Source organism: Picosynechococcus sp. PCC 7002 (genome assembly GCF_963860125.1).
Taxonomy (GTDB): domain Bacteria; phylum Cyanobacteriota; class Cyanobacteriia; order Cyanobacteriales; family MRBY01; genus MRBY01.
Genome location: NZ_CAWLFA010000001.1, coordinates 2643238 through 2667206, shown reverse-complemented (window position 1 = coordinate 2667206; position 23969 = coordinate 2643238). Strand labels below are relative to the sequence as shown.

The 23969-nt window shown below is 51.0% G+C and carries 20 protein-coding genes; 8 read left to right on the top strand and 12 right to left on the bottom strand.

The genetic code is table 11. The features are described 5' to 3' along the window. Positions 1–26 precede the first annotated feature (26 nt). The gene (locus AACQ84_RS12880) at positions 27–1451 is read left to right on the top strand and encodes a folate/biopterin family MFS transporter (RefSeq protein WP_012308152.1); all 1425 of its coding nucleotides are present in this window, start codon (positions 27–29) and stop codon (positions 1449–1451) included. A gap of 141 nt (positions 1452–1592) precedes the next feature. Beyond that, positions 1593–2252 carry a M23 family metallopeptidase gene (locus AACQ84_RS12875; protein WP_030007788.1) on the top strand — a complete coding sequence of 220 codons (660 nt, stop codon included), beginning with the start codon at positions 1593–1595 and terminating at the stop codon, positions 2250–2252. A gap of 13 nt (positions 2253–2265) precedes the next feature. Here AACQ84_RS12875 and AACQ84_RS12870 read toward each other — a convergent pair whose 3' ends face one another. Genes AACQ84_RS12870 through AACQ84_RS12860 form a run of 3 tightly spaced genes read right to left on the bottom strand, consistent with a single transcriptional unit; the run spans position 2266 to position 5365 of the window. Further along, a complete protein-coding gene (locus AACQ84_RS12870) occupies positions 2266–3153 on the bottom strand; it encodes an ATP adenylyltransferase family protein (protein ID WP_041443639.1) in 888 nt (295 codons plus the stop codon). A gap of 42 nt (positions 3154–3195) precedes the next feature. Continuing rightward, complete coding sequence (locus tag AACQ84_RS12865) at positions 3196–4422, bottom strand: ABC transporter ATP-binding protein (protein ID WP_012308149.1); 1227 nt, start codon at positions 4420–4422, stop codon at positions 3196–3198. A 58-nt stretch (positions 4423–4480) separates the two neighbouring features. Continuing rightward, positions 4481–5365: a tetratricopeptide repeat protein gene (locus AACQ84_RS12860; protein WP_012308148.1), complete on the bottom strand. Its 885-nt coding sequence runs from the start codon at positions 5363–5365 to the stop codon at positions 4481–4483. A gap of 171 nt (positions 5366–5536) precedes the next feature. On the opposite strand from AACQ84_RS12860, the gene AACQ84_RS12855 reads away from it, so the two are divergent. Then, positions 5537–6961, top strand: a complete 1425-nt coding sequence (locus AACQ84_RS12855; RefSeq protein WP_012308147.1) for an efflux RND transporter periplasmic adaptor subunit — start codon at positions 5537–5539, stop codon at positions 6959–6961. Positions 6962–6969: 8 nt separating this feature from the next. On the opposite strand, the gene AACQ84_RS12850 is transcribed toward AACQ84_RS12855, so the two are convergent. From AACQ84_RS12850 to AACQ84_RS12830, 5 genes are all read right to left on the bottom strand, one after another. Further along, the gene (locus AACQ84_RS12850) at positions 6970–8199 is read right to left on the bottom strand and encodes a double zinc ribbon domain-containing protein (protein ID WP_012308146.1); all 1230 of its coding nucleotides are present in this window, start codon (positions 8197–8199) and stop codon (positions 6970–6972) included. Between the two features lie 108 nt (positions 8200–8307). Next, positions 8308–9327, bottom strand: a complete 1020-nt coding sequence (locus AACQ84_RS12845) for an ABC transporter permease (protein WP_012308145.1) — start codon at positions 9325–9327, stop codon at positions 8308–8310. Between the two features lie 31 nt (positions 9328–9358). Beyond that, the gene (locus AACQ84_RS12840) at positions 9359–9877 is read right to left on the bottom strand and encodes an adenine phosphoribosyltransferase (RefSeq protein WP_012308144.1); all 519 of its coding nucleotides are present in this window, start codon (positions 9875–9877) and stop codon (positions 9359–9361) included. A gap of 101 nt (positions 9878–9978) precedes the next feature. Then, complete coding sequence (locus AACQ84_RS12835; protein ID WP_012308143.1) at positions 9979–10353, bottom strand: (2Fe-2S) ferredoxin domain-containing protein; 375 nt, start codon at positions 10351–10353, stop codon at positions 9979–9981. A 102-nt stretch (positions 10354–10455) separates the two neighbouring features. Beyond that, the gene (locus AACQ84_RS12830) at positions 10456–12036 is read right to left on the bottom strand and encodes an NAD(P)H-quinone oxidoreductase subunit N (protein WP_012308142.1); all 1581 of its coding nucleotides are present in this window, start codon (positions 12034–12036) and stop codon (positions 10456–10458) included. 434 nt (positions 12037–12470) lie between these two features. Between AACQ84_RS12830 and topA the strand changes: the two genes are divergently transcribed. Next, on the top strand, positions 12471–15113 hold the full coding sequence (gene topA / locus AACQ84_RS12825) for a type I DNA topoisomerase (RefSeq protein ID WP_012308141.1): 2643 nt from the start codon (positions 12471–12473) through the stop codon (positions 15111–15113). Next, positions 15110–16678, top strand: a complete 1569-nt coding sequence (locus tag AACQ84_RS12820; protein WP_012308140.1) for an ArnT family glycosyltransferase — start codon at positions 15110–15112, stop codon at positions 16676–16678. The genes topA and AACQ84_RS12820 overlap by 4 nt, the downstream gene beginning before the upstream one ends. Positions 16679–16727: 49 nt before the next feature. Here the strand turns inward: AACQ84_RS12820 and AACQ84_RS12815 are convergent, their stop codons facing one another. From AACQ84_RS12815 to rnc, 3 genes are all read right to left on the bottom strand, one after another. Further along, the gene (locus AACQ84_RS12815) at positions 16728–17117 is read right to left on the bottom strand and encodes a hypothetical protein (protein ID WP_012308139.1); all 390 of its coding nucleotides are present in this window, start codon (positions 17115–17117) and stop codon (positions 16728–16730) included. 35 nt (positions 17118–17152) lie between these two features. Continuing rightward, positions 17153–18874: an ABC1 kinase family protein gene (locus AACQ84_RS12810; RefSeq protein WP_012308138.1), complete on the bottom strand. Its 1722-nt coding sequence runs from the start codon at positions 18872–18874 to the stop codon at positions 17153–17155. A 128-nt stretch (positions 18875–19002) separates the two neighbouring features. Next, a complete protein-coding gene (rnc, locus tag AACQ84_RS12805; protein WP_012308137.1) occupies positions 19003–19779 on the bottom strand; it encodes a ribonuclease III in 777 nt (258 codons plus the stop codon). 186 nt (positions 19780–19965) lie between these two features. Between rnc and AACQ84_RS12800 the strand changes: the two genes are divergently transcribed. Then, positions 19966–21150, top strand: coding sequence for an NAD(P)H-quinone oxidoreductase subunit H (locus AACQ84_RS12800; protein ID WP_012308136.1), 1185 nt, complete (start codon positions 19966–19968; stop codon positions 21148–21150). Positions 21151–21247: 97 nt separating this feature from the next. Next, a complete protein-coding gene (locus tag AACQ84_RS12795) occupies positions 21248–21883 on the top strand; it encodes an alpha/beta hydrolase (RefSeq protein WP_012308135.1) in 636 nt (211 codons plus the stop codon). On the opposite strand, the gene AACQ84_RS12790 is transcribed toward AACQ84_RS12795, so the two are convergent. Further along, positions 21880–22899: a DMT family transporter gene (locus AACQ84_RS12790; RefSeq protein WP_012308134.1), complete on the bottom strand. Its 1020-nt coding sequence runs from the start codon at positions 22897–22899 to the stop codon at positions 21880–21882. The two genes, AACQ84_RS12795 and AACQ84_RS12790, sit on opposite strands and share 4 nt — an antisense overlap. Before the next feature lie 242 nt (positions 22900–23141). Between AACQ84_RS12790 and sppA the strand changes: the two genes are divergently transcribed. After that, on the top strand, positions 23142–23960 hold the full coding sequence (sppA, locus tag AACQ84_RS12785; RefSeq protein ID WP_012308133.1) for a signal peptide peptidase SppA: 819 nt from the start codon (positions 23142–23144) through the stop codon (positions 23958–23960). The last annotated feature ends 9 nt before the right edge of the window (positions 23961–23969 follow it).

Below are 23969 nucleotides of genomic sequence, written 5' to 3'. Positions count from 1 at the left end.
AAAACTTCATCATAAGCGTTCCCTTGATGACCTTTCTCGACAATCTCAAAAAACCCACCCTCTTCGGCCATGCTGTCACCCCAGAGTTGTTTGCCCTGCTGACGGTCTATTTCGTCCAGGGGATTCTCAATCTCTCGCGGCTTGCGGTGAGCTTTTTCCTCAAAGACGATCTCGGCCTAACCCCGGCAGAAGTGGCAGCCCTCACGGGACTTGCGGCATTTCCCTGGGTCGTCAAGCCCCTTTTTGGCTTTTTGTCGGATGGCTTTCCGATCTTTGGGTATCGACGACGCTCTTACCTAATTTTGGCGGGTTTACTCGGTTGTGGCGCTTGGGCAGCAATGGCCACCATTGTCCAAGCACCCTGGTTGGCGGCAACGATGATTGTCTTGAGTTCCATCTCTGTGGCGATTAGTGATGTGATTGTCGATTCGGTGGTGGTCGAACGCGCCCGGGCCGAATCTTTGGATAAAGTAGGGTCACTCCAGTCCTTGACCTGGGCCGTGGCGGCGGTGGGGAGTTTAACAACGGCCTATTTGAGCGGTTGGTTACTGGAACAATTTAGTACCAGGGTTGTGTTTGGGATTACGGCCATTTTTCCGCTGTTGGTATCGGCGATCGCCTTGTTAATTATTGAGCAACCCCGTGAAGCCATATCCCTAAAAGCCACCACCGATAACATTGGCAACCAGATGAAAACCCTCTGGGGAGCAGTACGGCAGAAAAAAATTCTGTTGCCCACGGCCTTTGTTTTCCTCTGGCAGGCCACCCCCAGTGCCGATTCTGCCTTTTTCTTTTTTGTCACCAATGAGCTAGACTTTAACCCGGAATTTTTAGGGCGGGTGCGCCTAGTCACTAGCTTTGCGGCCCTGGCGGGGATTGCCATCTACCAAAAATATCTCAAGCAAGTTTCGTTCCGGAAAATGTTGGGGTGGAGTACCGTCATTTCCGCCGTCCTTGGTTTTACCACCCTTATTCTTGTGACCCACGCCAACCGTGCTTTGGGCATTGATGATCGCTGGTTTAGCTTGGGGGACAACTTGATTTTGACCGTTACTGGCGAAATTGCCCTGATGCCCATTCTGGTGTTGTCAGCGCGCCTTTGTCCGCCCGGCGTCGAGGCGACCATGTTTGCCCTGTTAATGTCGAGTTGGAACCTGGCGGGTTTACTCTCCCATGAGTTGGGGGCTCTTCTCACCCAGTGGCTCGGAGTGACAGAAACCAATTTTGACCGACTTTGGCTTTTGGTCACGATCACGAATTTGACGACCCTATTGCCCCTCGTCTTCTTGAAATGGCTCCCGGCAGGGGATCCCCAGGCTGATCTTGAAGAACACACCACGCCCTCAGTGGAACTTTACGAACACCACGCGGCGATTTCGGGAACAGAATCGGCCCTTTTCCCGACGGTAGAACCGAATTTGGTGGGTTCCCAGTCGGAAAAACAGTCTTAAAATGTCATGCCAGCAGTGGTACAGGTCAAAAATCTGTGAAACAAAAGTGCGCAGACTAAAGACTAGACTTACAATGGTTTGTCAACATGATCTTTTTTGTCTGGGACATCCCCTTACCATGGATTTTAGGCTTTGATGTAAATGCTTAACCTACAGTTTTATCTCCGTCGTGCTCGCCGCTGGATTAAACCAATCCTGCTGGGGGCTGTGACCTTGGCCCTTGTGTTGGGGTTTAATCTCCTGCCCCAGCCACAATCAACACCCCTGGCGATCGCCCAGGCCCAAACCCGCGTTAGTATCAACAACAGTTGGCGACAGGCTTCTTTTCCTGTCGAAAATTTTCAAAGTTACACATCTGGGTTTGGCTATCGCACTTCGCCCACCAGTGGTCAACGCCAATTTCACCAAGGCTTAGACATTGCTGCTCCCCTCGGTAGCTACATCCGTAACTGGTGGAGTGGTAAAGTTGTGGGCCTTTCGGATAACACCGCCTGCGGCACAATGATCCAGATTAAATCCGGTGATTGGGAACATATCTACTGTCACCTCAGTGGCTATGTTTCTTCCTCTGGTCAAGGGACTTTCCTCATGGATCGCAACGGTGGCATTCAGCTTTGGCTTGGTCAGGAAGTGAGCGCTGGCACTCGCATTGGTCGCGTTGGCATGACCGGACGCACCACTGGCCCCCACCTCCACTGGGGCTTGAAATATTCCGGGAACTATGTCGATCCGGCCCTTGTGCTCCAGGCAATGTACAACCAACCCACGGCTTCCCTGGATGATTTGGTACAGCCCACGTAGTCAGTTTTTTGGCTTATTCAAAGGGGGCGATCGCCCTTTGGGATAAATCCCCCCGTGCCGCCACTGAGGCTAATAGTTGCAGGGGGGTTAATTTTTTGAGCAAGCTTAACTGCATCTGATTACGCACCAAAAGAGCCCCCGCAAACCCCAGGGAATTCACTGGAATTTTTTCATACTGATCCTGGGCCCGTTGCACCAGCAACATCCAACGGCGGGTAACGAGGAGATTATAGGCTTGGGTTTGCCAGCCGGGGTTGAGCGGCCCGTCAATGAAGCGGAGAAAACGTAGTAGAGCCAGGTAACAATCGAACAAAATCTTGCCGTCGTAATCTTGGGGTAGGGAGATAATCCCGTGCATGAAGGGAAAGAGAGGAATTTGCTGGGGCTGCATCCGATCATTGAGCTGGGATAACACTTGGTCGATGGGCACTGAAAAGGTTTCCCCATTGCTCTGGAAAGGGATCAATTGCAAATGTTTGTGGGGTTGACTCGCCCCGGCGATCGCCCCGGCATTATAAAAGGCCAAGCCATCGAGACGTTGAAGACAATGGGCCAGGGCAGTAAAATCCGCCTCCATTAACCAGGTTTCCTGGGGCTGAAATTCCCGGGTGATGATCAAAATGTGGTGATCGACGACGTTAAATTTATTCAGCAGACAGACATGGTGGGGCGTCAGATCACAAACAAATAAATCCTGTTCGTAGGGCAAAAAAGGATTCACCTTCGCTTTTTCTTGCTTCGCTTGATAATTTTCCTTGCGGTCGAGTTGCTCTAAAATGCGCACCACAAAGGGAATCCCATGGTCAACAATCACTTCCTGGGCCGTGGTCAAAGAATGCAGCGCCCCTACCTGTTTGGCGTGGCGCGTAGTGTGTTGAATTTTGGTCAGCAATTCATTCATAGGGTGCTGGGGCGATCGCCACACGACTCAACATCCCAAAGTTTAGCGGATCAGTTGTTCCGCTTCACCCTTGGGGTGGGGTTGACCGAGGCTAAATTCCGTCTCTGGATCAAAAAAGTGGAGTTGCTCTAAATCAAAGGCCAACCAGACTTTTTCCTGGGGGGCAACCTTAGCCTTGGGGGGAATGCGCACCTTGAGATTTTGTAGCGGCAAGTCAACGGGGTGAGCCGAGAGGAAGGTTTCATTGCCCAGGGCTTCGACAAGATTGATCGCCACTTCAAGATTTTCGGGGGCGGCGGTACTGAGGCTGAGGTGTTCGGGCCGGATGCCCAGGAGGAGCGATCGCCCCTGGTAGGGCTGGAGTAATGGTCGCCAACCTTCTGGGACGGGAAAGCGAAATTGGGGATGTTCAACGACACCAGCGACGGTCAACTGCACTGACAGAAAGTTCATCGGTGGCGAGCCAATAAATTCCGCCACGAAGCGATTCACCGGGCGATTATAAACTTCAAGGGGCGGGGCCACCTGGAGAATCTCCCCTTGGTGCATCACTGCAATGCGATCGCCCATGGTCATTGCTTCGGTTTGGTCGTGGGTCACGTAAATCGTTGTAATCCCCAGTTGGCTCTGGAGCTGGACGATCTGGGCGCGGGTTTCACTGCGCAGGGCCGCATCCAAATTAGAAAGGGGTTCGTCCATCAGAAAAACCTGGGGATTGCGGGCGATCGCCCGCCCCAGAGCAACCCGTTGTTTTTGGCCGCCGGACAATTGTTTCGGGAGTCGTGTGAGGAGATGGTCAATCTGTAGCAGTTGGGCGACCTGCTGCACCTTTTGGCGGATTTGTAATTCGGCAGTCGGTTGGTAACGCAGGGATTTTGGGAGTGGTCTGGTGACGCCCCGCCAGGTATTTTGCAGCCAATGGCTTTTCGTTTCTGCCGTGGGCATCCGCCGCAACCCAAAGGCAATGTTGTCATAGACATTGAGGTGGGGATACAGAGCGTAATTTTGGAACACCATGGCAATGTCTCGCTGTTTAGACGGGAGATCATTTACCGGGCGATCGCCAATGGCAATTTGTCCCGTTGTTACCGTTTCGAGGCCCGCGATGAGGCGTAACAACGTACTCTTACCACACCCAGAAGCTCCCACCAGCACCATAAATTCCCCCGCCTGGATCTGGAGGTTAATCCCCCGCAAGACGGCGGTCATTTTTCCGGTGGAGCGATCCGCGAAAGATTTGTGAATATCGTTGAGTACAACCTGGGCCACGGCAATGTTTTCCCATCAACAGAGAAGCAGTGATGCTTATGGTATCGCACCCTTGTCCCTAGGGTTCCATCTCCGGTTGAAATGCCCTGCGGTCGAGTTCTGTGAAGAAAGCCTGGACGGTTGGCGTATCAAATACAGTTTGGGTGGCCTGGAGCAATTTTTCGCCCCAGAGGTTTTCCACGAGGAAATCAATTTCGCCGTAACGACCATCGAGATCTAAGGCGGTACGGGTCAGTTCTAAGCCCTTCGCGCGATCGCCTTTGGCGTAGGTGGCCACGGCAACAGCGAGCTGGGGCTCTGCGGCGGTGGGGTCGAGGGTGATCGCCTTTTGCCAACTGTTAATGGCGGCATCAACCTTGCCTTGTTCGTACTGGATCAAGCCAATATTATTAATCCCCGGCCAAAAGGTGGCATCGAGGGCAACGGCTTGGTTGTAGGTGGCGATCGCCGCGTCGTATTGCTTGAGTTTGTATTGGGTATTGCCGAGATCAAAAAGGGTTTCAATGGAATTGTCCCCAAGCTGGGTAGCCGTTTTCAGAGACCGGAGCGCCCCTTCGTAATCTTCCTGCTGGAAATAGGCCGACCCCAAAATACTATGGACGCCACTTTCACGGGGATTGAGTCGTTTGGCTGTGGTGAGGGCTTGAATCCCGGCATCAAGTTCCCGCTCTTGCACGAGGAGAGTGCCCAAAATGTACCAAGCTTCAAAACGTTCTGGCACCAGTTGGGTCGCGAGTTTGGCCCGGGGAATCGCCCATTCATATTGTTGGAAACGGGAAAGCTGAATGGCATCTTCAATAAGCATCAGCCCCTGCTGTTCCATCTGGGCCTGATCAAAATCCCGCCTCAGGGGCAGTACCGCCTGCGATCGCACAGGACTATTTCCCATCCACAACACACTAACACAGGCTCCAAGGGCAACTAACCAACGATGTTTAGGCACGGTTCAACTCTTCACGAAACAACGATTCTTAAAACCAAGTCTAGCGACTTTCCCCCGCAATTGACGTAAAACCATTGTAAAAAGATTCCCCACGGGGGACTATTTCAATTTTGAGGGATTACAGTAGACTACGGATTAGTCCTGTTTACTCAACCCCCCGCAAAAATTCCTATGATTGGTGCCCTTGTCACCCCCAAAAAAGTTGTTTTGTCCTTGGCGGCCTTAGCTGGTGGGGTGCTACTCATTGGTCTGCCGGTGGCGAGAATGTTTGGCGATCGCCAAGCAGGGGTGAATGAAGAACAACTGGCAGCCCTGACCGTTCCCGTTGAAGTGGAAAATTTAGCGGTGCGCATCGAGGCCAACGGCATTGTCGAACCGATCCAGAGCGTTAACATTAGTCCCAAAACCCCCGGTCGCCTCGCCCAACTGCTGGTGGAACAGGGAGATGTTGTCACCGAAGGCCAAGAACTGGCAATTATGGACAATAGTGAATTGTATGCCGAGGGGATTCGTGCTGAATCTCTGACAAAACAACGCATTGCCGAACTCCGGGCCACAGAAACCCGTATCCAGGGAGAAATCGAAGAAGCCCGCGCCCGCTACATTCGCACCCAAGCCCAACTGCAACAGGCGGAACAACGCATTCCCAAAGAAATTGATCAAGCCAATGCGCAACTAGCAGCAGCCCAAGCCAATCTCCAGCGCACCCAGGACAAGGTTGAACGCTTTGAAACACTCCTCGACAGTGGGGCGATCGCCCAGGAAACCTATGACGATGTCCGCAATGAATTTGACAATGCTAGCGCCCGCTTTTTTGAAGCCCAGCAACGGTTAGCCCAGGTTAGAAATACCGCCAATCCCGAACTCGAAGCCCTTACCGCTGCCACCGTCGAGGCCAGAGCGAGCCTAGATCGCCTCGAACGCAACGCTGAACCCCAATTAACTCAACTGACGGCGGCCCTCGAACAGGCCCAGGCCCAGCGACAAATTGCGGCGGTACAGTTCCAAGACAGCATTATTCGGGCGCCCTTTGATGGGGTAATCACCCAAAAATTCGCCACCGAAGGGGCATTTGTCACCCCAACGACTGCCGCTTCGAGTACGGCTTCGGCCACCTCTTCGTCTATTTTGGCCCTAGCACGGGGTTTGGAAGTGGTCGCCAGGGTGCCGGAGGTAGATATTCAGCAAATTGAACCGGGTCAGGATGTGGAAATTGTTGCCGATGCGGATCCCGCCCAGGTGTTTCGGGGACGGGTGTTGTTGGTGGCCCCGGAAGCGATTGTCGAAAATAATGTAACTTCCTTTGAGGTGCGCATTGCCCTGTTATCGGGTCGGGAATTTCTCCGCTCGAAGATGAATACTGACGTTACTTTCGTCGGCCAAAACTTAACCAATGTGATGACAGTGCCCACGGTGGCGATCGCCACAGAAAATGGCGAAACCGGGGTCCTCATTCCTGATGCGAATAACACTCCCCAATTTAAGCCTGTGATCATCGGCGCGACCGTCGGCGATCGCACCCAGATTGTCCGGGGCGTCACCCCAGAAGACAGGGTCTTTATTGACCTCCCAGAAAACCTAGAGCGGCCTGAATAATTTTAGATTTACTGGGGCAGAGAATCCGATAAATCCACCCCACACTGGCGACAAAACTCTGTGTATTTATAGGTTTTTGCCGCACAGTTTGGGCAACTAATCCATTGTTCAAATCCACAAAAAGGACAAAATTGATCGTCTTTGCGGAGCCGACTACTACATTGAATGCAGCGCTGTTTTTGAATGCGACTTTTTGCCTGGACTTTGGGATTAAAAACAAACCGCTGGAGAAATTTAATCAAGCCAAAGCCCAACAGCGGAATAATCAAGATCAGCAGATAGCTAGAAATAAAAACTAAGCCACCAAAAATTGCGATCAAGACATCAAAAATTGCCCGCACTAGATTCCCAAACTGGATAAATTGAAGAATTTTAATTAGCAGGGGGATCAGAAAAATAAGTAATAAATGCCAACTTAAAAGCGCCTGGGTTCCCCGGTGCCGCTCTACGGCCTGACGATGCCAAAAATAGCTAATCAAAATCAGCGGTAAGAGGAAAAGGGTCTGCAAAAAGAATTGCCGATTGGGGTGCCAAAATTCAGCCCGTTCAAAATCCTGTTTCAAAGTGGCAAAAAATTGGCGATCGCCAATGGCCGTTAAATACGTTTGTACCTCTGATTGATTAAGAAGCTCGGCTTTTCTACGATCTAGGGTCTCGGTCAGGGTCGCTTTTTGGGCTTCGGCGGCCTCAATGTCCGCCTTCGTTTGGGCTGCCGTTGTTTCGTTGATCGATTGATTCGGATCTTGACCCGCAATTTCTTCTAAAAGCGTCGAATCATATTGCTCTTTGTAGGTGGCAATGCGTTGGTTGACTTCATTAATTTGGGTTTGTAAATTCTGAATCTCTTTGGATAAAGCCAGGGTTTCCGGATTTTTTACCGTTGGTGTGAGGGCCAAAAGGCGATCGCACTGGCTAGAAACTTCCCCCAAGCGCCCTTCTGTTTTAATAAGCTGAATGTCTTGGGAAGGATAATCCCCCAACATTTCCATTACCCAGGTAAAGTCTTTATCGGAGTTATTGTTATTTTGATAGGTCTGATAAACGCGGTAGCAAGGATACCGTTCCTGGGGCGAAAGGGGCCAGTTACCAACACTATCAAGACCCTGAAACACATTGATCAACACAAAAATGTCGATCAAAATCAGGATTACAATACTCACTTTATTGAGTGGTTCCTGACGGACATGGGTCGATTTACGGACAAGATTCCGCCAAAGACGCTTCAGCCAACGCACCATAAAATAAGTCCCCCGTCGTTTTCTCTACTCTAGGAAAAGAAGCCCCAACGGGGGAACCTTGGTCATAAATCTTTGCTGCTGTAGCGCCTTCTGGAGGCCATGATGCAATTACTTCAAATCGTCTAATTTAATGCGGGGATCAGCAAACTTTAACATCAAATCTGCCAGGAGATTCCCCACAATGAGCATGGTTGCACTCATCATCAGGGCTGCCATGACTAAATACAAATCCTGGGATTGCACCGCTTGTAACGTCAAAGTTCCCAGGCCCGGCCAGTTAAAGAAAAATTCAGAAATAAATGAGCCACTCAACAGACTGGCAAATTCAAAGCCCAGCAGGGTAATGAGGGGATTGATCGCATTGCGGAGGGCATGGACATAGATCACGCGATTTTCGGGTAAGCCCTTGGCCCGCGCCGTTTGGATATAATCTTGCCGCAACACATCTAGGAGTTGACCACGGGTCAGCCGTTGCAACCCCGCAAAGCCCGTTAAGCTCAAGGCAATAGTGGGTAGGATCATGTGCCAGCCGATGTCGAGAATTTTGCCGTACCAGGGGAGATCCACGAAATTAATACTGGTCATGCCCCCCACCGGGAGCAACGGGGAAACCTGTTGGGCCACCATCAGCAAGGCGAGGGCCGTGATAAAGCTGGGTAAGCCCTGGCCGAGGTAACTGATCACCCGCAAAAATTTATCGAGGACGGTATTTTGCTTCACCGCACTGAGAATCCCCAAAGGAATGGCGATCGCCCAGGTACCGATAATTGACGTGAGCGCCAGGAGTAGAGTCGCGGGCATCCGTTCTAGGAGCAGCTCGTGGACAGGCCGGAAGGATTCAAAACTAATGCCAAAATCAAAGTAGCGCACCACCCGCCATAGCCAGCGGCCATATTGGGTCAGAATCGGTTGATCGAGGCCAAAACGACTTTGGAGATCTAAGAGCGTCTCTTCGGTCATCTTCGGGTTTTGCCTGAGGGCATCAAGGTAATCCCCTGGAGCCAGTTGGATAATCACAAAGCTCAGGATCGAAGCCAAAAACAGGGTAAAAATCGCCTGGAGTAGACGCTTTAAGATATAAAGAATCGTTTCTCGGTCAAAGATCGTTAGGGGATTACGAATGCTCATTGGGGGTTAAATCGGGTGTTCCAAATCCTGCCTAGTATTGTATGAGGGAAAGCACGGGGGCGTCTGGCAGGCGATCGCGGCCCTTGAGATCTAGGAGTTCGACGATAAACACAAAACCAATGATGTCACAGCCAATTTTTGTAAGCAGTTCTGCGGTGGCTTTGGCGGTACCCCCGGTGGCGATCAGGTCATCGACGATGACAATTTTGTCCCCAGACCCCACGGCATCCTGGTGAATTTCGAGGGTGTCGGTGCCGTATTCAAGTTCGTATTCGACGGTGTGGACGGCGGCGAGGAGTTTGCCGGGTTTACGCACGGGGACAAAACCAGCATTGAGGTTGTAGGCGAGGGTCGGCCCAAAGATAAACCCCCTAGACTCCATTCCCACCACATGATCGGGTTTGAGGTTGGCTTCAAGGCAGAGTTGCACTAGGGCATCCATGGTGTAGCGCATACCTTCGGGGTGGTTGAGGAGGGTGGTAATGTCGCGGAAGAGAATGCCGGGCTTGGGGAAATCAGGGATGTCACGAATCAGGGATTTTAGATCCATAGTTTTTAGAGCGGTTGAACGGGAATAAAAGGCGATCGCCCCTCATCTTAGCGAGTTCTGGCGCGTAAACATCACTGGCGGCCAGCTTATTTTCATGATTTTCAAAAGACTTCCGTGTGACTAGCCAAGAGCCAACATAGCCCGATCAGAAAGCCGAAAAAGGAAAAAAATAAAAAGAGAGCGGCGATCGCCCCGTGATTGGGTTGGTGAAATTTGCCATAGAGCTTCTGTTTGACGGGTCGGTTTTGGCGCAAATGCTGTTTAACAATTGCTGGAATATCGGCTTGTTGCACATGGGCATACCACACTTCATCGGGCAGCACGCGTACCAGGGGGCCATTGCCACATTCCCCAAAACAACCAGCCTGTCGCACTTCAACATCCGCCGGAGCTTGGGCTTGGAAGGCGGCCAAAATCGCCGTTGAACCCTGTTTTGGACAGGTATGGTGACAACAGATCAACACTGTACGGGTCATGTCGTTTGCTCAGTCGAACTCTGCTCCCATGCTAATCAAAACCCCCTACCAATTGCGGCAGAGGGTCATCATCTTGAACTGAAAATATTGTTTTACCGTTGCTTAGTGATCGGCGATCGCCACTCCAACCAGCTCGCTGTCTACTTGGGCAACGACCTGTTCTGTGGGATGATTTGCCACCTGCAACATCGGTGTACTGGTGACAGATTGATCCGCAATCACAAACAACGGATTCGAGAGAATTCCCGCCAAAGACGTGATAATCACCGACAGTACCAGACCCACTTGTAAAGGTTTCATCCCCACAGCCGTCCAAGTGACCGCTGGATAATTGCGCACAGAATCAGACATTTCCTGGGGTTCCTTGACCACCATCATCTTGATCACACGGATGTAGTAGTAGATTGAAATTACACTGGTGATCAAACCCAGCAGCACTAAGCCATAGAGGCCCGCTTGCCAGCCAGCCCAGAACAGATAAATTTTCCCGAAGAACCCAGCTAATGGCGGAATGCCCCCAAGGGAGAGTAGGCAAACACTAAGGCCGAGGGTTAGTAACGGATCTTTTTGGTAAAGTCCTGCGTACTCCGCGATTTGGTCTGTGCCCGTCCGGAGAGAGAAAAGAATCACACAGGTAAATGCACCGAGGTTCATGAACAAATACACCAGCAGATAGAAAATTACGCTGGAATAGCCCGCATCAGTCCCCGCAACGAGGCCAATCATCACAAAACCCGCCTGGGCAATGGAAGAATAGGCCAACATCCGCTTCATGCTGGTTTGCGCCAGAGCCACCACGTTCCCCAAGACCATACTGAGGATTGCCAAAGCTGTGAAAATGAAGTGCCATTCTTCGCTCACGGGGTTAAAGACCGTTACCAACAAACGGATCGCCAGGGCGAAACCAGCGGCCTTAGAACCCACCGAGAGAAACGCAACAACGGGGGTAGGCGAACCTTCGTAAACGTCAGGGGTCCATTGGTGGAAGGGCACAGCGGAAATCTTGAAGGCGATCCCGGCGATCGCAAAGACCAGGGCGATCGCCAACGCCAGGGACTGGCCCCCCTGGGGATCCGTAAATCCAAGGGCAATCTCACTGAGAATTGTCTTGCCACCCGATAGGCCATAGAGCAAAGACACACCGTAGAGGAAAATCGCCGAACTCGCGGCCCCAATTAACAAATACTTGAGGGCGGCCTCATTGGAACGGGGGTCTCGCTTCATGTAGCCCGTCAGTAGATAAGACGAGATACTAAGCATTTCGAGGGAGACAAAAATCATCACCAACTCATTCGCCCCAGAGAGGAACATCCCCCCCAGGGTGGCCGTGAGCAAGATGCAGATAAATTCAGAGAGGGCGGTGCCGGAACGTTCCACATAGCGCACCGACATCATGATCGTGAAGGCCGTAGACAGGACAATGATGCCCCGGAATAAAATACTGAGGTTATCGCTGTTAAATGCCCCCAAAAAGGCAACGGGATGGGGATTATCCCAACCGAGGTACAAGGCGAATACTGACCCCAACAGTCCGGCGATCGCCGCGTAGGGAATCCAACCCGAACGGGCGCGTCCGACAATTAAATCCCCCACCAAGACAACGATGAGGGTCAAAATAACGATACTTTCCGGCAGAATTGCCCCAGTGTACAACTGGCTTGCCACAGTGCTTGAAAAATCCATCTTTGCTCTTCGGCTTAGTGAACCAACTTCCAGTGAACTACCCCACCACAAACGGGCAGAGTTTCCTGATTCGACAGCAATGGCCTCTAGATCTCAGTCGTTCTTTTGGTCTTACATTGCCTCCACAGGCAGGCGTCCGGGTTCCCCAGACCCAATACTTTTTCTTGCGACACGACCCGCTGGGCTTAAGTTTGCGCTGCGGGATGCAGTGGTCAAGATGTATCAACCCATGGTACGCCCCAAGGGACGGGGATTTCAACCCGTTGCCGTGCAACAAAACCTTAAAAACAGGGTAAACGCCTGAATTCCCGGTTCTATCCCGGAGACTTAGAAAAATTTAATCCTTGACGAAACAGGGGCTTATGGGCCATTGATTAGATATGTAAGGTATATCAGAAGCCTAAACACCTAAACCCTCACTTTTTTGACAGCCCATGTCTACCCTTGTCATCGTTGAATCCCCGACCAAAGCCCGTACCATTCGGAACTATCTACCGAAGGGATATCATGTGACGGCATCCATGGGCCATATCCGCGATTTGCCCTCCTCTGCCGAGGAAATCCCTAAGGAACAAAAAGGGCAGCCCTGGTCTCAGCTTGGGGTCAATGTGGAAAATAACTTCGCGCCCCTCTACATCGTGCCGAAGAAAAAGAAGAAAGTTGTCACCGAACTCAAGCAAGCCCTCAAAGAAGCCGATGAGTTAATCCTGGCGACGGACGAAGACCGCGAAGGGGAAAGTATTAGCTGGCATTTGCTCGAAGTGCTCAAGCCCAAGGTGCCGATTAAACGGATGGTCTTCCATGAGATTACCCAAGAGGCGATCCAAAAAGCTTTAACCAATTGCCGGGAAATTGACGAAAACCTCGTCCATGCCCAGGAAACCCGCCGGATTTTAGACCGTTTAGTGGGCTACACTCTCTCGCCTTTACTCTGGCGCAAAATTGCCAAGGGTCTCTCGGCGGGACGGGTACAATCGGTGTCTGTACGCTTGTTGGTGCAACGGGAACGGGAACGGCAGGCCTTTCAATCGGCTAACTATTGGGACCTCAAGGCAGAATTACTCCAGAAGAAATCAAAATTTGAGGCCAAGCTGATCACCCTCGGTGGCAAGAAATTAGCGTCTGGGAGTGACTTTGATGCGGCCACGGGGAAACTCAGCAAGGGTAAAAAAGTTGTCGTTCTCTCCCAAGCAGAGGCGATCGCCCTCAAGGATCGCCTAAAAGATCAACCTTGGACGGTGAGCAAAACCGAGGAAAAACCGAGCACCCGCCGCCCCTCGCCCCCCTTTACCACTTCCACTCTGCAACAGGAAGCGAACCGCAAACTCGGTATTTCGGCGCGGGATACCATGCGCACTGCCCAGAAGCTCTACGAAGAGGGCTATATCACCTACATGCGGACGGACTCGGTGCACCTCTCGGAACAGGCGATCGCCGCAGCCCGTAGTTGCGTTGCAGAAAAATACGGCACAGAATATCTCAGTCCCAAGGTGCGCCAATATAAAACGAAAAGTAAAGGTGCCCAGGAAGCCCACGAAGCGATCCGGCCTGCGGGCAATACCTTTCGCACGCCCCAGGAAACCGGCCTCAGTGGTCGAGAGTTAGCCCTTTATGACCTTATTTGGAAACGCACTGTTGCCTGTCAGATGGCCGATGCTCGTCTCACTCAACTGTCGGTCATTCTCAAAGTCGATGATGCTGAGTTCCGCTCTGCTGGTAAACGCATTGATTTTCCAGGTTTTTTCCGGGCCTATGTGGAAGGCTCTGATGATCCCGATGCTGCCCTCGAAAACCAAGAAGTGGTGCTCCCCGATCTCAAGGAAGGAGACCAGCCCACCTGCAAAAAATTAGAAGAAGTCGATCACAATACTCAACCCCCGGCCCGTTATACCGAGGCCAGTTTGGTCAAAGCCCTTGAAAGCAAAGGCATTGGTCGCCCCAGCACCTACGCCACAATTATCGGCACCATCGTTGATCGCGGTTATGTGCAAATTCGCGATAAAGCCTTAACTCCCACCTTTACGGCCTTTGCGGTGACGGCCCTTCTGGAGGAACATTTCCCCAATCTGGTGGATACAGATTTCACCTCCCAAATGGAGCAGACCCTCGATGAGATTGCCACCGGCAAAGCCCAATGGTTGCCCTATCTAAAAAATTTCTACCTCGGAGATGATGGCCTGGGTACCCAAGTAAAAGTGCGCGAGGAAAATATTGATCCGGCCACCGCGAAGGCGATCGCCATCGAAAACCTCCCCGTGAAAGTCAAAATTGGTCGCTTTGGCCCCTACATTGAAGCTGCTAACGGCGAAGAAACAATTACCGCTTCCCTGCCCGCTGATTTAACCCCCGCTGACCTCGATCCGGAGCAGGTTGAGACAATTCTCAAACAAAAAACCGAAGGCCCCGAGCAATTGGGGACGCACCCTGAAACAGGCGATCCCATCTATTTACTTGTGGGTAGCTATGGCCCCTACGTTCAACTGGGCGAAGTCACCGAAGAGAAGAAAAAGCCCAAGCGTGCTTCCCTCCCCAAAACCGTTAAACCAGAAGAGCTCACCCTACAGATGGCTGTGGATCTGTTAGCGTTGCCGCGCCTATTGGGAGAACATCCCGAAACCAACAAACCCGTTAAAGTGGGTCTCGGTCGCTTCGGCCCCTATGTTGTCCATGACCAAGGGAAAGAAGGCAAAGATTACCGGTCTCTTAAAAAAGAAGACAATCTTTTTACGATCGATTTTGAACGGGCCATGGAACTATTAGCGCAACCAAAGCGTTCCCGTGGTCGGGGCAAAACAAAGACGCCCCTGAAGGAACTGGGGAAACATCCCGCGGATAACGAACCAGTCAATGTTTATGAAGGCCCCTATGGTATCTACGTGAATCACCTAAAAGTGAATGCAGGTTTGCCAGAAGGAGAAACCGTAGAAACAATTACCCTCGAAAAGGCCCTCGAACTAATCGCCGAAAAAGCGGGTAGCAAAGCAACCAAGAAACGTTCGACGACAAAAAAGAAAACGACGACGAAAAAAACAACAGCAAAAAAAACCACCAGCCGTAAAACAAAAACTTCTTCATGAGCCACAGCAAGCGTCGGTGGGAAGATTGGGGCCAAACCCTTGGCGATCGCCAAATTATCTTAGGTTTAAGTCTAGCGGCCCTTTTTTTGTTTTGTCTGAATCTGGGAAATATGCCCCTCCGGGATTGGGATGAAGGCACCAGGGCACTGGTGGCGCGGGAAATTTTCCGTACTGGCAACTGGTTGCATCCCACCCAATTCGGCGATCCTTACCTGCTGAAACCCCCCTTAATGGATTGGCTCGTGGCCAGTAGCTATACCCTCGGTGGCGTGAATGAATGGACAAGTCGCTTACCAGGGGCTGTAGGAAGTGCTCTGGGAGTGCCTCTCCTCTACTGCCTCGGACGGCAATTATTCCAGGGGCGATCGCCTGCCCTGTGGAGTGTCTTGGTCTATCTCACCCTCTTACCTGTGGTACGCCATGGTCGTCTGCTGATGCTTGATGGTCTGGTTTTAACGGCCCTCATCTTCAGTCTCTGGTGTTTACTCAAGGCGCAAAAATCCCCCATCTGGGGACTGGGCTTCGGTCTGGGCTTGGGCATCATTGCCTTTGTCAAGGGGTTATTAATGCTTCCCCTGGGGGCGATCGCCCTGTTGTTTGTGATTTGGGATCGCCGCTGGTTTATTTTTAAAAATCTCTATATTTGGCTGGGGTTGGGTCTCGGCGCTTGCCCGGTGCTTCTCTGGTATGGGGCGCAAATTCAGCATTATGGTGCGACTTTTATTCAGGTGCATTTTTTCAACCAAGGGTTTGACCGGGTCGCCAGTACCGTTGAAAGTCACCAAGAGCCCCCCTGGTTTTATTTATTAGAAATAGCCAAATACACGGCCCCTTGGTTATTTTTTCTACCCCAAAGTTATCAATACCTTTGGCAGATCCGCCAAACTTCTAGCAGCAGATTAATTTTGACGGGCAGCATCTTTTATCTGGGTTTAATTTCTGCGATGGGGACAAAATTGCCCTGGTATGTGATGCCGATTTACCCGTTTTTGGCCCTTGCGCTGGGACATTACTTAGCGAAACTCTGGGATGCACCACCACGCAAGGCGATGTTTCTGCGGGGGCTATTTGGGTTGTTGGCGATCGCCGCTTTGGGGGGAGGTATTTATCTCTACTTCACAGATCCCCAGGTTCCCTTAATTTTGATGGCCCTGACCCTAGGGGGGATGTTTGCCGTGACTACCTGGCTTTGGCCCCGGCCCCAGGCTCTTTATATTTTGGTGGGAGGAATGTATTGCGGTTTGGCTCTGCTGTTTTGCTCCCAGGCTTGGGTTTGGGAAATTAACGAAGCTTTTCCGGTCAAACCCATTGCCGCCATCATTCGGGCAGAGACCCCAGCCGATGCGATTATTTTTACCACCTTTGATTACAGTCGGCCCAGCTTAGATTTCTATGGCGATCGCCCTGTGCGTCCCCAGCCCCTCGAAGCGCCCGTTGGCGAGCAATATTGGCTCATTCACCAAGATTTGTTGACAGAACAACCGGCCCTAAAAGAAGCATTGCCTCCCTTTGAACTGCTGGGACGGGCCTCAGGATTTAACCTGGTGCATTTTTTCCCGGACTAAAGGAGGCGATTGCGCGATAATTCGGTTGTGTTGGGCGGCTAAATTGGCCTTAAAAAATATTGAAAGAATCAACTTCTAAGGCTTTTGATCCACCTTCCCGGAGAATGGCAAAGACTCGCTCCAATTGTTTCCATAAAAGACCCACAGTGCCGATAGTTAAAGGTAAAGACAAGCTGTAGGCAAACCAAGCGGGGATAAAAAAGACTTCTAAACCACTGGCGAGAAAAATACTCATGCCCATACCAATGCCAAAGAGAGGCAGTTGTAAATCAATGGTGGATAACTGTTTGTGAATATCGTCGTTATTGGCAACAATCCCCCGTGCTTTGAGCTTCAGGGTACTCTGGAACGCAAAGCCGCTAGTTAGGGCAATAAACAAGCCAAGGCCTACCAACAAAAACGGCGGCTGGGGAATGTAATAGTAATAATATTCTTCCATGGATTTTTTAACAAAACTTTATTAACTAGCCTTCATTATGACCGAGATTGGGCGAAACTCGGCAAAACAGCCGTTAAACGCTCACCGGAAAATTGGCGGAGATTTGACCAGGCGGCCCCCAGTAATTTTTGGGGTTGAAATTCGTCTTTCAGGAGCGCCCAGAGTCGTTGTACTTCTTCGGTATGGAGGCGATCGTCTTCCGTTAAGGCCAGGAGGATCATCCGCCGAATTTCTGCACCCTCTTCGGACATTAGATATTGAAAACCCATTTGGGCCGTGGGTAAAATATCAAACTGATTATCGGCCTGGGCGATCGCCAACATATTTTCGAGGCGATGCCATTGGAATTTTCCGTCTTTAAAGAGCACCTCTAAGAGCTTGCGGCGTAGCTCTGGGGTTTCGGCAGTTAGCAAGCGTCGAGAAACGTAAGGATAGGAAATTTCGACGATCTTGAAATCCGGATTTAGACTCAGGGCCAATCCCTCCTGGGTCACAAGGGAGCGGATAATCAACGCAAACTTGGCCGGCACCCGGAACGGATATTCATACATCAGCGCCGAAAATTCATCGGTAATCGTCTTAAAGTTAAAATCACCGACACTTTCCCCCACCGCTTTCCCTAAAACCTTTTCTAAGGCCGGAATAATCGGGCGGATGTCTGTTTTCGGAGCGAGGAAACCCAATTCCACAAAATCCTTCGCGAGGGTTTGATAATCCTGGTTGATCAGCTGTACGACGGAACTGGCAATGGTCTCTTTGGTGGTGTTGTCCAACTGATCCATCATGCCGAAGTCGATGTAAGCCATTCGTCCATCAAAGGTGGCAAACAAATTACCAGGGTGGGGATCGGCATGGAAAAACCCATGTTCTAACAATTGCCGTAGCCCTGTGGTCACACCAATTTCAATGATTCGATTCGGGTCTAGGCCAGCGGCACGGATGCGGTCTAATTCGTTGAGCTTATAACCTTGAATCCACTCTAAGGTAAGGAGGCGATGGCTTGTATATTCCCAATAAATGGCAGGGACTTTAACAGTGGGATCATCGCGAAAATTAGCGGCAAATTTCTCGGCGTTGCGACCTTCGTTAATGTAATCAATTTCTTCAAAAAGCTTGGTGCCAAATTCATCAACAATTAACGTCAAGTCATGGCCCAAATTAAGGGGAAGATAGGGGGCAAACAGGCTTGCCCCTAAACGCATCAGGTACAAATCAAGGGTCAGCAGCGGGAGTAATTTGGGACGTTGTACCTTAACGGCAACTTCTTCGCCACTATACAAACGTGCCCGATAGACCTGGGCGAGGCTGGCTGCCGCGACGGGATGGGGGGAAATTTCTTGGTAAATGTCATCGACGGGACGACCGAGATCTTTTTCAATAATCGCAAAGGCAATCTCGTTATCAAAAGAAGGCAGTTGGTCTTGGAGCTTGATTAATTCTTCGAGAAAGTCGGGACGAATCAAGTCTGGCCGGGTTGAAAGGGCTTGCCCTACTTTGATAAATGTCGGCCCTAAGCGGGTCAGAATTTCACGCAGTTCGTTGGCGCGACGGGCGCGGGTTTCGGGTTCTTCTTCGCGTTTACTATCTAGCCACAATTTGAAGGAAAACCACCCAAATAACCAAATGATCGTAAAGGCCCGCCACAGGGATTGCCAGGGTCGCCAACGGTAATGTTTGGCGATCGCCTTGGCGTCATAGCGGGTCAAGGTGGTAGAACCAAGTTTGTGGTCGGGGGCAACGGAAGGATACTGGGTCACAGTGGTTTCGCCGTCAATGAATTGTGTGGTTTTGTAAAGTAAATCACACTATATTGTATCGAAATTTTTCGCAGCGACACCAAACCAAGCCTGCATCGGGGATCAAGCACAGCCATTTTCTCGCCCAATTAAGGGGATTGGCGCGGGGTGATTTGGGTGGCAAGGGCTTGGAGGAGGGCAAAACGATCATCTGTTGCAGGTGGTTTAGGAGACGGCTCGGTGGGCACTGATGAAGGGGTTAATTTTTGTAAAGCAACCTGGGCTGCGGCTTTTTGGGCTTGCTTCTTCGAGGCCGCTTGACCCCGGCCCCATTCCTGTCCTTGGAGATAAACCGCCACCGTAAAAGTTTTTGCATGGTCGGCCCCGGATTCATTTAGGGTTTTGTATTTCGGAATTTCACCGTGGTTTGCTAGGGCCCACTCTTGCAATTGGCCTTTGAAATTTTGGGCGAGGGGATCGCTTGGTTGTTGCACGAGGCGATCGGCCACGGGAATGACTAAGGTTTCGACAAAGGCGATCGCCGCTTCGATCCCCGCATCTAAAAAGTAAGCCCCGACGACCGCCTCAAAGGTATTACTTAAAATTTCTGGGTTTTGCCTGGCCCCTTCCTTTTCGGCCCCTTTGCCGAGGCGCAAGATCTGATCGAGACCCAACACCTGGGCAAATTCAGCCAATTGGTGGCGATTATTTTCTAAACTGGCCCGCAGTCGGCTCAGTTCCCCTTCTTGAAAGTCAGGATAACGCTCGTACAGTAGCTTTCCCATGATGAACTTGAGCACCGCATCGCCTAAAAATTCCAGGCGCTCATTGTCTTGGATTGTCTCTGGTTGTTCGTTGGCAAAGGAGCGGTGGGTCAACGCCTGTAACAGAAGAGGCGATCGCTGAAAGGGAGGCAAGCTTGTCATGGTTAAGCGAAACTTTATAATGTTCAGAGAGTAAATAAACCTAGCGTCAAACCATCTAAAAGCCAATCACTGCAACTCATAAGCAACGGTGATTCAGGAGATTGGAAAAACGCAATGCACAAACAAACCATCTCACCCCATCACCAGATTTAATTTAAATAAGCATAACGGAAGACCTGCGGATCCATGACAAGAATTGAAACTCGTACCGAACCTATGGTGATTAACATGGGGCCTCACCACCCCTCCATGCACGGCGTATTACGCTTGATCGTCACCCTTGACGGGGAAGACGTCGTTGATTGCGAACCCGTCATCGGCTATCTGCATCGGGGTATGGAAAAAATTGCCGAAAATCGCACCAATGTCATGTATGTCCCCTATGTGAGTCGTTGGGACTACGCCGCAGGGATGTTTAACGAAGCGATCACCGTTAATGCCCCCGAAAAACTCGCCGATATCGAAGTGCCGAAGCGCGCCCAATATATCCGCGTGATCATGCTGGAGCTGAACCGCATTGCCAATCACCTCCTTTGGCTTGGCCCCTTCCTCGCGGATGTCGGTGCCCAGACACCTTTCTTCTACATCTTCCGGGAACGGGAAATGATCTATGACCTGTGGGAAGCCGCCACCGGGATGCGCCTAATCAACAACAACTATTTCCGCATTGGTGGTGTAGCTGTCGATCTTCCCTACGGTTGGAACGATAAATGTTTAGATTTTTGCGACTATTTCGATCCCAAAGTTGATGAATACGAAAAACTAATCACCAATAACCCCATTTTCCGCCGCCGGGTAGAAGGGGTCGGCACGATCACCCGCGATGAAGCGATCAACTGGAGTCTGTCAGGGCCAATGTTGCGGGCCTCTGGGGTGAAATGGGATCTCCGCAAAGTGGATCACTACGAGTGTTATGACGATTTTGACTGGGATGTACAGTGGGAAACTGCTGGGGACTGCTTTGCCCGCTATTTGGTACGAATTCGGGAAATGCGCGAGTCAGTGAAAATTATTCGCCAAGCCCTGAAAGGAATGCCCGGTGGTGCCTACGAAAACCTCGAAGCCAAGCGGATGTTAGAAGGGAAAAAATCCGAATGGAACGACTTCGATTACCAATACATCGCGAAAAAAGTTGCGCCGACGTTCAAAATCCCCGATGGCGAACATTATGTCCGTCTCGAAAGTGGCAAAGGCGAAGTGGGAATTTTCATTCAGGGCAATAACAATGTGTTCCCCTGGCGCTGGAAAATCCGTTCGGCAGACTTCAATAACCTCCAAATTTTGCCCCACCTGCTGAAAGGCGTGAAGGTGGCGGACATTATGGCGATTCTCGGTAGCATTGACGTGATTATGGGTTCCGTTGACCGTTAATTGTTCTGAGTGAGAAATGTGAAAGAGGGCTATGGCGGCTCTCTTTTTTTTGTTTGCGGTATTTAATAGTTTTGAAAATTTGGAGACTAGAAAAATTATGGCGATCGCCCCGTTAGAAAGTTTAGAATTTGCCAACTGCCCACCGGAGACCGCGCAATATTTGGTGGTAATGCTCCACGGTTGGGGGGCCAACTACCATGACCTCAAGCCCTTGGCCCGGATGCTGGATCTTCCCCACTGTCACTTTCTTTTCCCCAATGCACCTTTTCCCCATTTTCAGAGTCCCCAGGGGCGGGCTTGGTATGCCCTGGAACGGGAAGATTTTCAGGGTTTGCCAGAGGCGCGCGATCGCCTTTTTCAGTGGCTGCAAACCCTATCAGAAAATACGGGCATTCCTCCGGAACGAACCGCGATGATTGGCTTTTCCCAGGGAGGCGCGATGACCCTCGATGTCGGTTTGCAGTTCAATTTTGCGGCCCTTTGTAGTTGCAGCGGCTATCTCCATTACGAACCCCAAAGACGGCCAGGGGATTTTTCGCCGACGTTACTAATTCACGGCACCCAAGATCCCGTGGTGCCGATCCAAGCAGCCCACCAAGCCAAAACCCAACTGGGTCAAGTGGGCGTTCCCCTCGACTATTTTGAATTTTCTGGGGGCCACGAAATTCCGGCGATCGCCTTAGCCCGAATATCTCAGTTTCTAAACCAGCATTTGCTTCAGAAAGAAACCTAATTTCGTTTGCTGCTTTCGACGGGAATTTTACTGTCTTGGGGCGTGCCTACCCCTGCCGCAGCTTCAGCTTGGGAAAACCAAGCGGCAATTTTTTCCCGTTGGTTAATTAAATAAATGCTCACCAGAGTCAAGCCCACACCGACCCATTGCAGGGGGCTTAATTTTTCGTTGAGGAGGACATTGCCGAAAATTAGAGCAAAAACAGGGGTGAGGAACGTCAGGGCGCTAAGACTGGTTAAATTCCCCTCGGACGCCAGGTAGAAAAATAAACCATAGGCGATCGCACTGCCAAAAATCGTTGCATAGGCCAAGGCCCACCAGCCTGACGTGCTAATAAATTGCCATTGCAGGGTTTCTAGTTGATCCGAAGCGATAAAAAGTGGAATGCCGCCGAGAATCATGTGCCAGCCCGTTGCCATCACCGGATCCGCATGGCGACTGACATAACGGATCAAAATCGTGCCCACTGCCATCGATAGGGAAGCTCCCAGCATCAACACTTCACCACTGATCCCCAGGTTTTCCCACTGAAAAAAAGAAAGATCTCCCTGGAACAGCGCCAAAATCCACGCATCAGGAATGCCAATTAAGCTAATCCCCAAAATCCCAAAACCTAACCCTAGCCAACCCCAGAGGCCGATCACTTCACCAAATAGCCAGCTGGATAAAAGGGCCACGGCGAGGGGTTGCGAATCAATCATCACGGAACCCAATCCTGCTCCTGTTTTCACGAGTCCCTCTGCTAAAAAGCCTTGGAACATGAGGCCATCGACTAGGGCAAAGAGGCCAATCCAGAGCCAACCCTGCCAAGAAATGTGGCGATCGCGTCCCGATAGGAGTCCGAACAGCAACACCAATAATCCCGCTGGCACTAAGCGCAACCCCCCTAAAAAAAGAGGTGTGGTTTGGGGAATCACGCCCTTCATCGCGACCATGGCCGTACCCCACAGAAAAAAGGGCGCAATCAGTACCAAGGGAAATTGACTAAAGTTCGACTTCGAGAGATTGAGGGCCATAAATTCAGGGCAACTATAAAGACTCGCGGTAATGTGTAGTAATGTTAAGCATAGGGGAAATTTATAATTTTTGTTGTTCTTTCCCGTACAGTCCCCCCGCCACTGACCCCAAAAACTTGCCCATTTCCGCCGAAAAAACCACGGTAAGACCCAGCGGATCAGTTAGCATAGGGGATTAGTGCCCTCAACGTCTAATCTGCAGGGCCTGCTAACATTTCATTATTTATTTTTGACAAATCCCTATGGTGTGGCCGTTTCCTCCGAAAACCCGTAAACAAGTTGCGCGTATTGAAATCACCGGGGCGATCGCCGCTGATACCCGAAAACGAGTCCTGAAAGCCCTCGAAGAAGTCGAAGAGAAAAAATATCCGGCCCTGCTGTTGCGGATCGATTCCCCTGGGGGCACCGTGGGCGACTCCCAAGAAATTTATTACGCCCTCAAAAAACTCCAGGAAAAAACAAAGATTGTCGCCAGCTTTGGCAATATTTCGGCTTCCGGGGGCGTTTACATCGGCATGGGAGCGCAGCATATCGTTGCAAATCCGGGGACAATTACAGGCAGCATCGGCGTTATTTTGCGGGGCAATAACCTAGAGCGGCTCCTCGAAAAGGTTGGTGTCTCTTTTAAGGTGATTAAGTCTGGCCCTTACAAGGATATTTTGTCCTTTGACCGGGAGTTGACCGAGGCGGAAGAAAATATTCTCCAGGAAATGATCGATGTCAGCTACGGCCAGTTTGTCAAAACTGTCGCCGAAGCCCGCAATCTGGATGTGGAAACAGTGAAAACCTTTGCCGATGGTCGCATTTTTACCGGAGAGCAAGCGCAGGAACTTGGTGTCGTTGATCGCCTCGGCACCGAAGAAGATGCACGCATTTGGGCCGCAAAATTAGCGGGCTTAGATCCAGATAAGGCAGAATGTCGCACCATTGAGGAACCCAAACCCCTGATTACTCGCCTTTTGAGTCGCAATCAACTGAGTTCGCCCGTGGGGAACGCCCTTAATTGGGTAGAATTTGAACTGGCAACGGCGGGACAACCCCTGTGGCTCTATCGACCCTAATTTCGAAAA

Coding starts and splice junctions, on each gene's coding strand:
- AACQ84_RS12880 (WP_012308152.1), top strand. CDS start 27: ATGACCTTTCTCGACAATCTCAAAAAACCCACCCTCTTCGGCCATGCT.
- AACQ84_RS12875 (WP_030007788.1), top strand. CDS start 1,593: ATGCTTAACCTACAGTTTTATCTCCGTCGTGCTCGCCGCTGGATTAAA.
- AACQ84_RS12870 (WP_041443639.1), bottom strand. CDS start 3,153: ATGAATGAATTGCTGACCAAAATTCAACACACTACGCGCCACGCCAAA.
- AACQ84_RS12855 (WP_012308147.1), top strand. CDS start 5,537: ATGATTGGTGCCCTTGTCACCCCCAAAAAAGTTGTTTTGTCCTTGGCG.
- AACQ84_RS12850 (WP_012308146.1), bottom strand. CDS start 8,199: ATGGTGCGTTGGCTGAAGCGTCTTTGGCGGAATCTTGTCCGTAAATCG.
- AACQ84_RS12845 (WP_012308145.1), bottom strand. CDS start 9,327: ATGAGCATTCGTAATCCCCTAACGATCTTTGACCGAGAAACGATTCTT.
- AACQ84_RS12840 (WP_012308144.1), bottom strand. CDS start 9,877: ATGGATCTAAAATCCCTGATTCGTGACATCCCTGATTTCCCCAAGCCC.
- AACQ84_RS12835 (WP_012308143.1), bottom strand. CDS start 10,353: ATGACCCGTACAGTGTTGATCTGTTGTCACCATACCTGTCCAAAACAG.
- AACQ84_RS12830 (WP_012308142.1), bottom strand. CDS start 12,036: ATGGATTTTTCAAGCACTGTGGCAAGCCAGTTGTACACTGGGGCAATT.
- topA (WP_012308141.1), top strand. CDS start 12,471: ATGTCTACCCTTGTCATCGTTGAATCCCCGACCAAAGCCCGTACCATT.
- AACQ84_RS12820 (WP_012308140.1), top strand. CDS start 15,110: ATGAGCCACAGCAAGCGTCGGTGGGAAGATTGGGGCCAAACCCTTGGC.
- AACQ84_RS12815 (WP_012308139.1), bottom strand. CDS start 17,117: ATGGAAGAATATTATTACTATTACATTCCCCAGCCGCCGTTTTTGTTG.
- rnc (WP_012308137.1), bottom strand. CDS start 19,779: ATGACAAGCTTGCCTCCCTTTCAGCGATCGCCTCTTCTGTTACAGGCG.
- AACQ84_RS12800 (WP_012308136.1), top strand. CDS start 19,966: ATGACAAGAATTGAAACTCGTACCGAACCTATGGTGATTAACATGGGG.
- AACQ84_RS12795 (WP_012308135.1), top strand. CDS start 21,248: ATGGCGATCGCCCCGTTAGAAAGTTTAGAATTTGCCAACTGCCCACCG.
- AACQ84_RS12790 (WP_012308134.1), bottom strand. CDS start 22,899: ATGGCCCTCAATCTCTCGAAGTCGAACTTTAGTCAATTTCCCTTGGTA.
- sppA (WP_012308133.1), top strand. CDS start 23,142: ATGGTGTGGCCGTTTCCTCCGAAAACCCGTAAACAAGTTGCGCGTATT.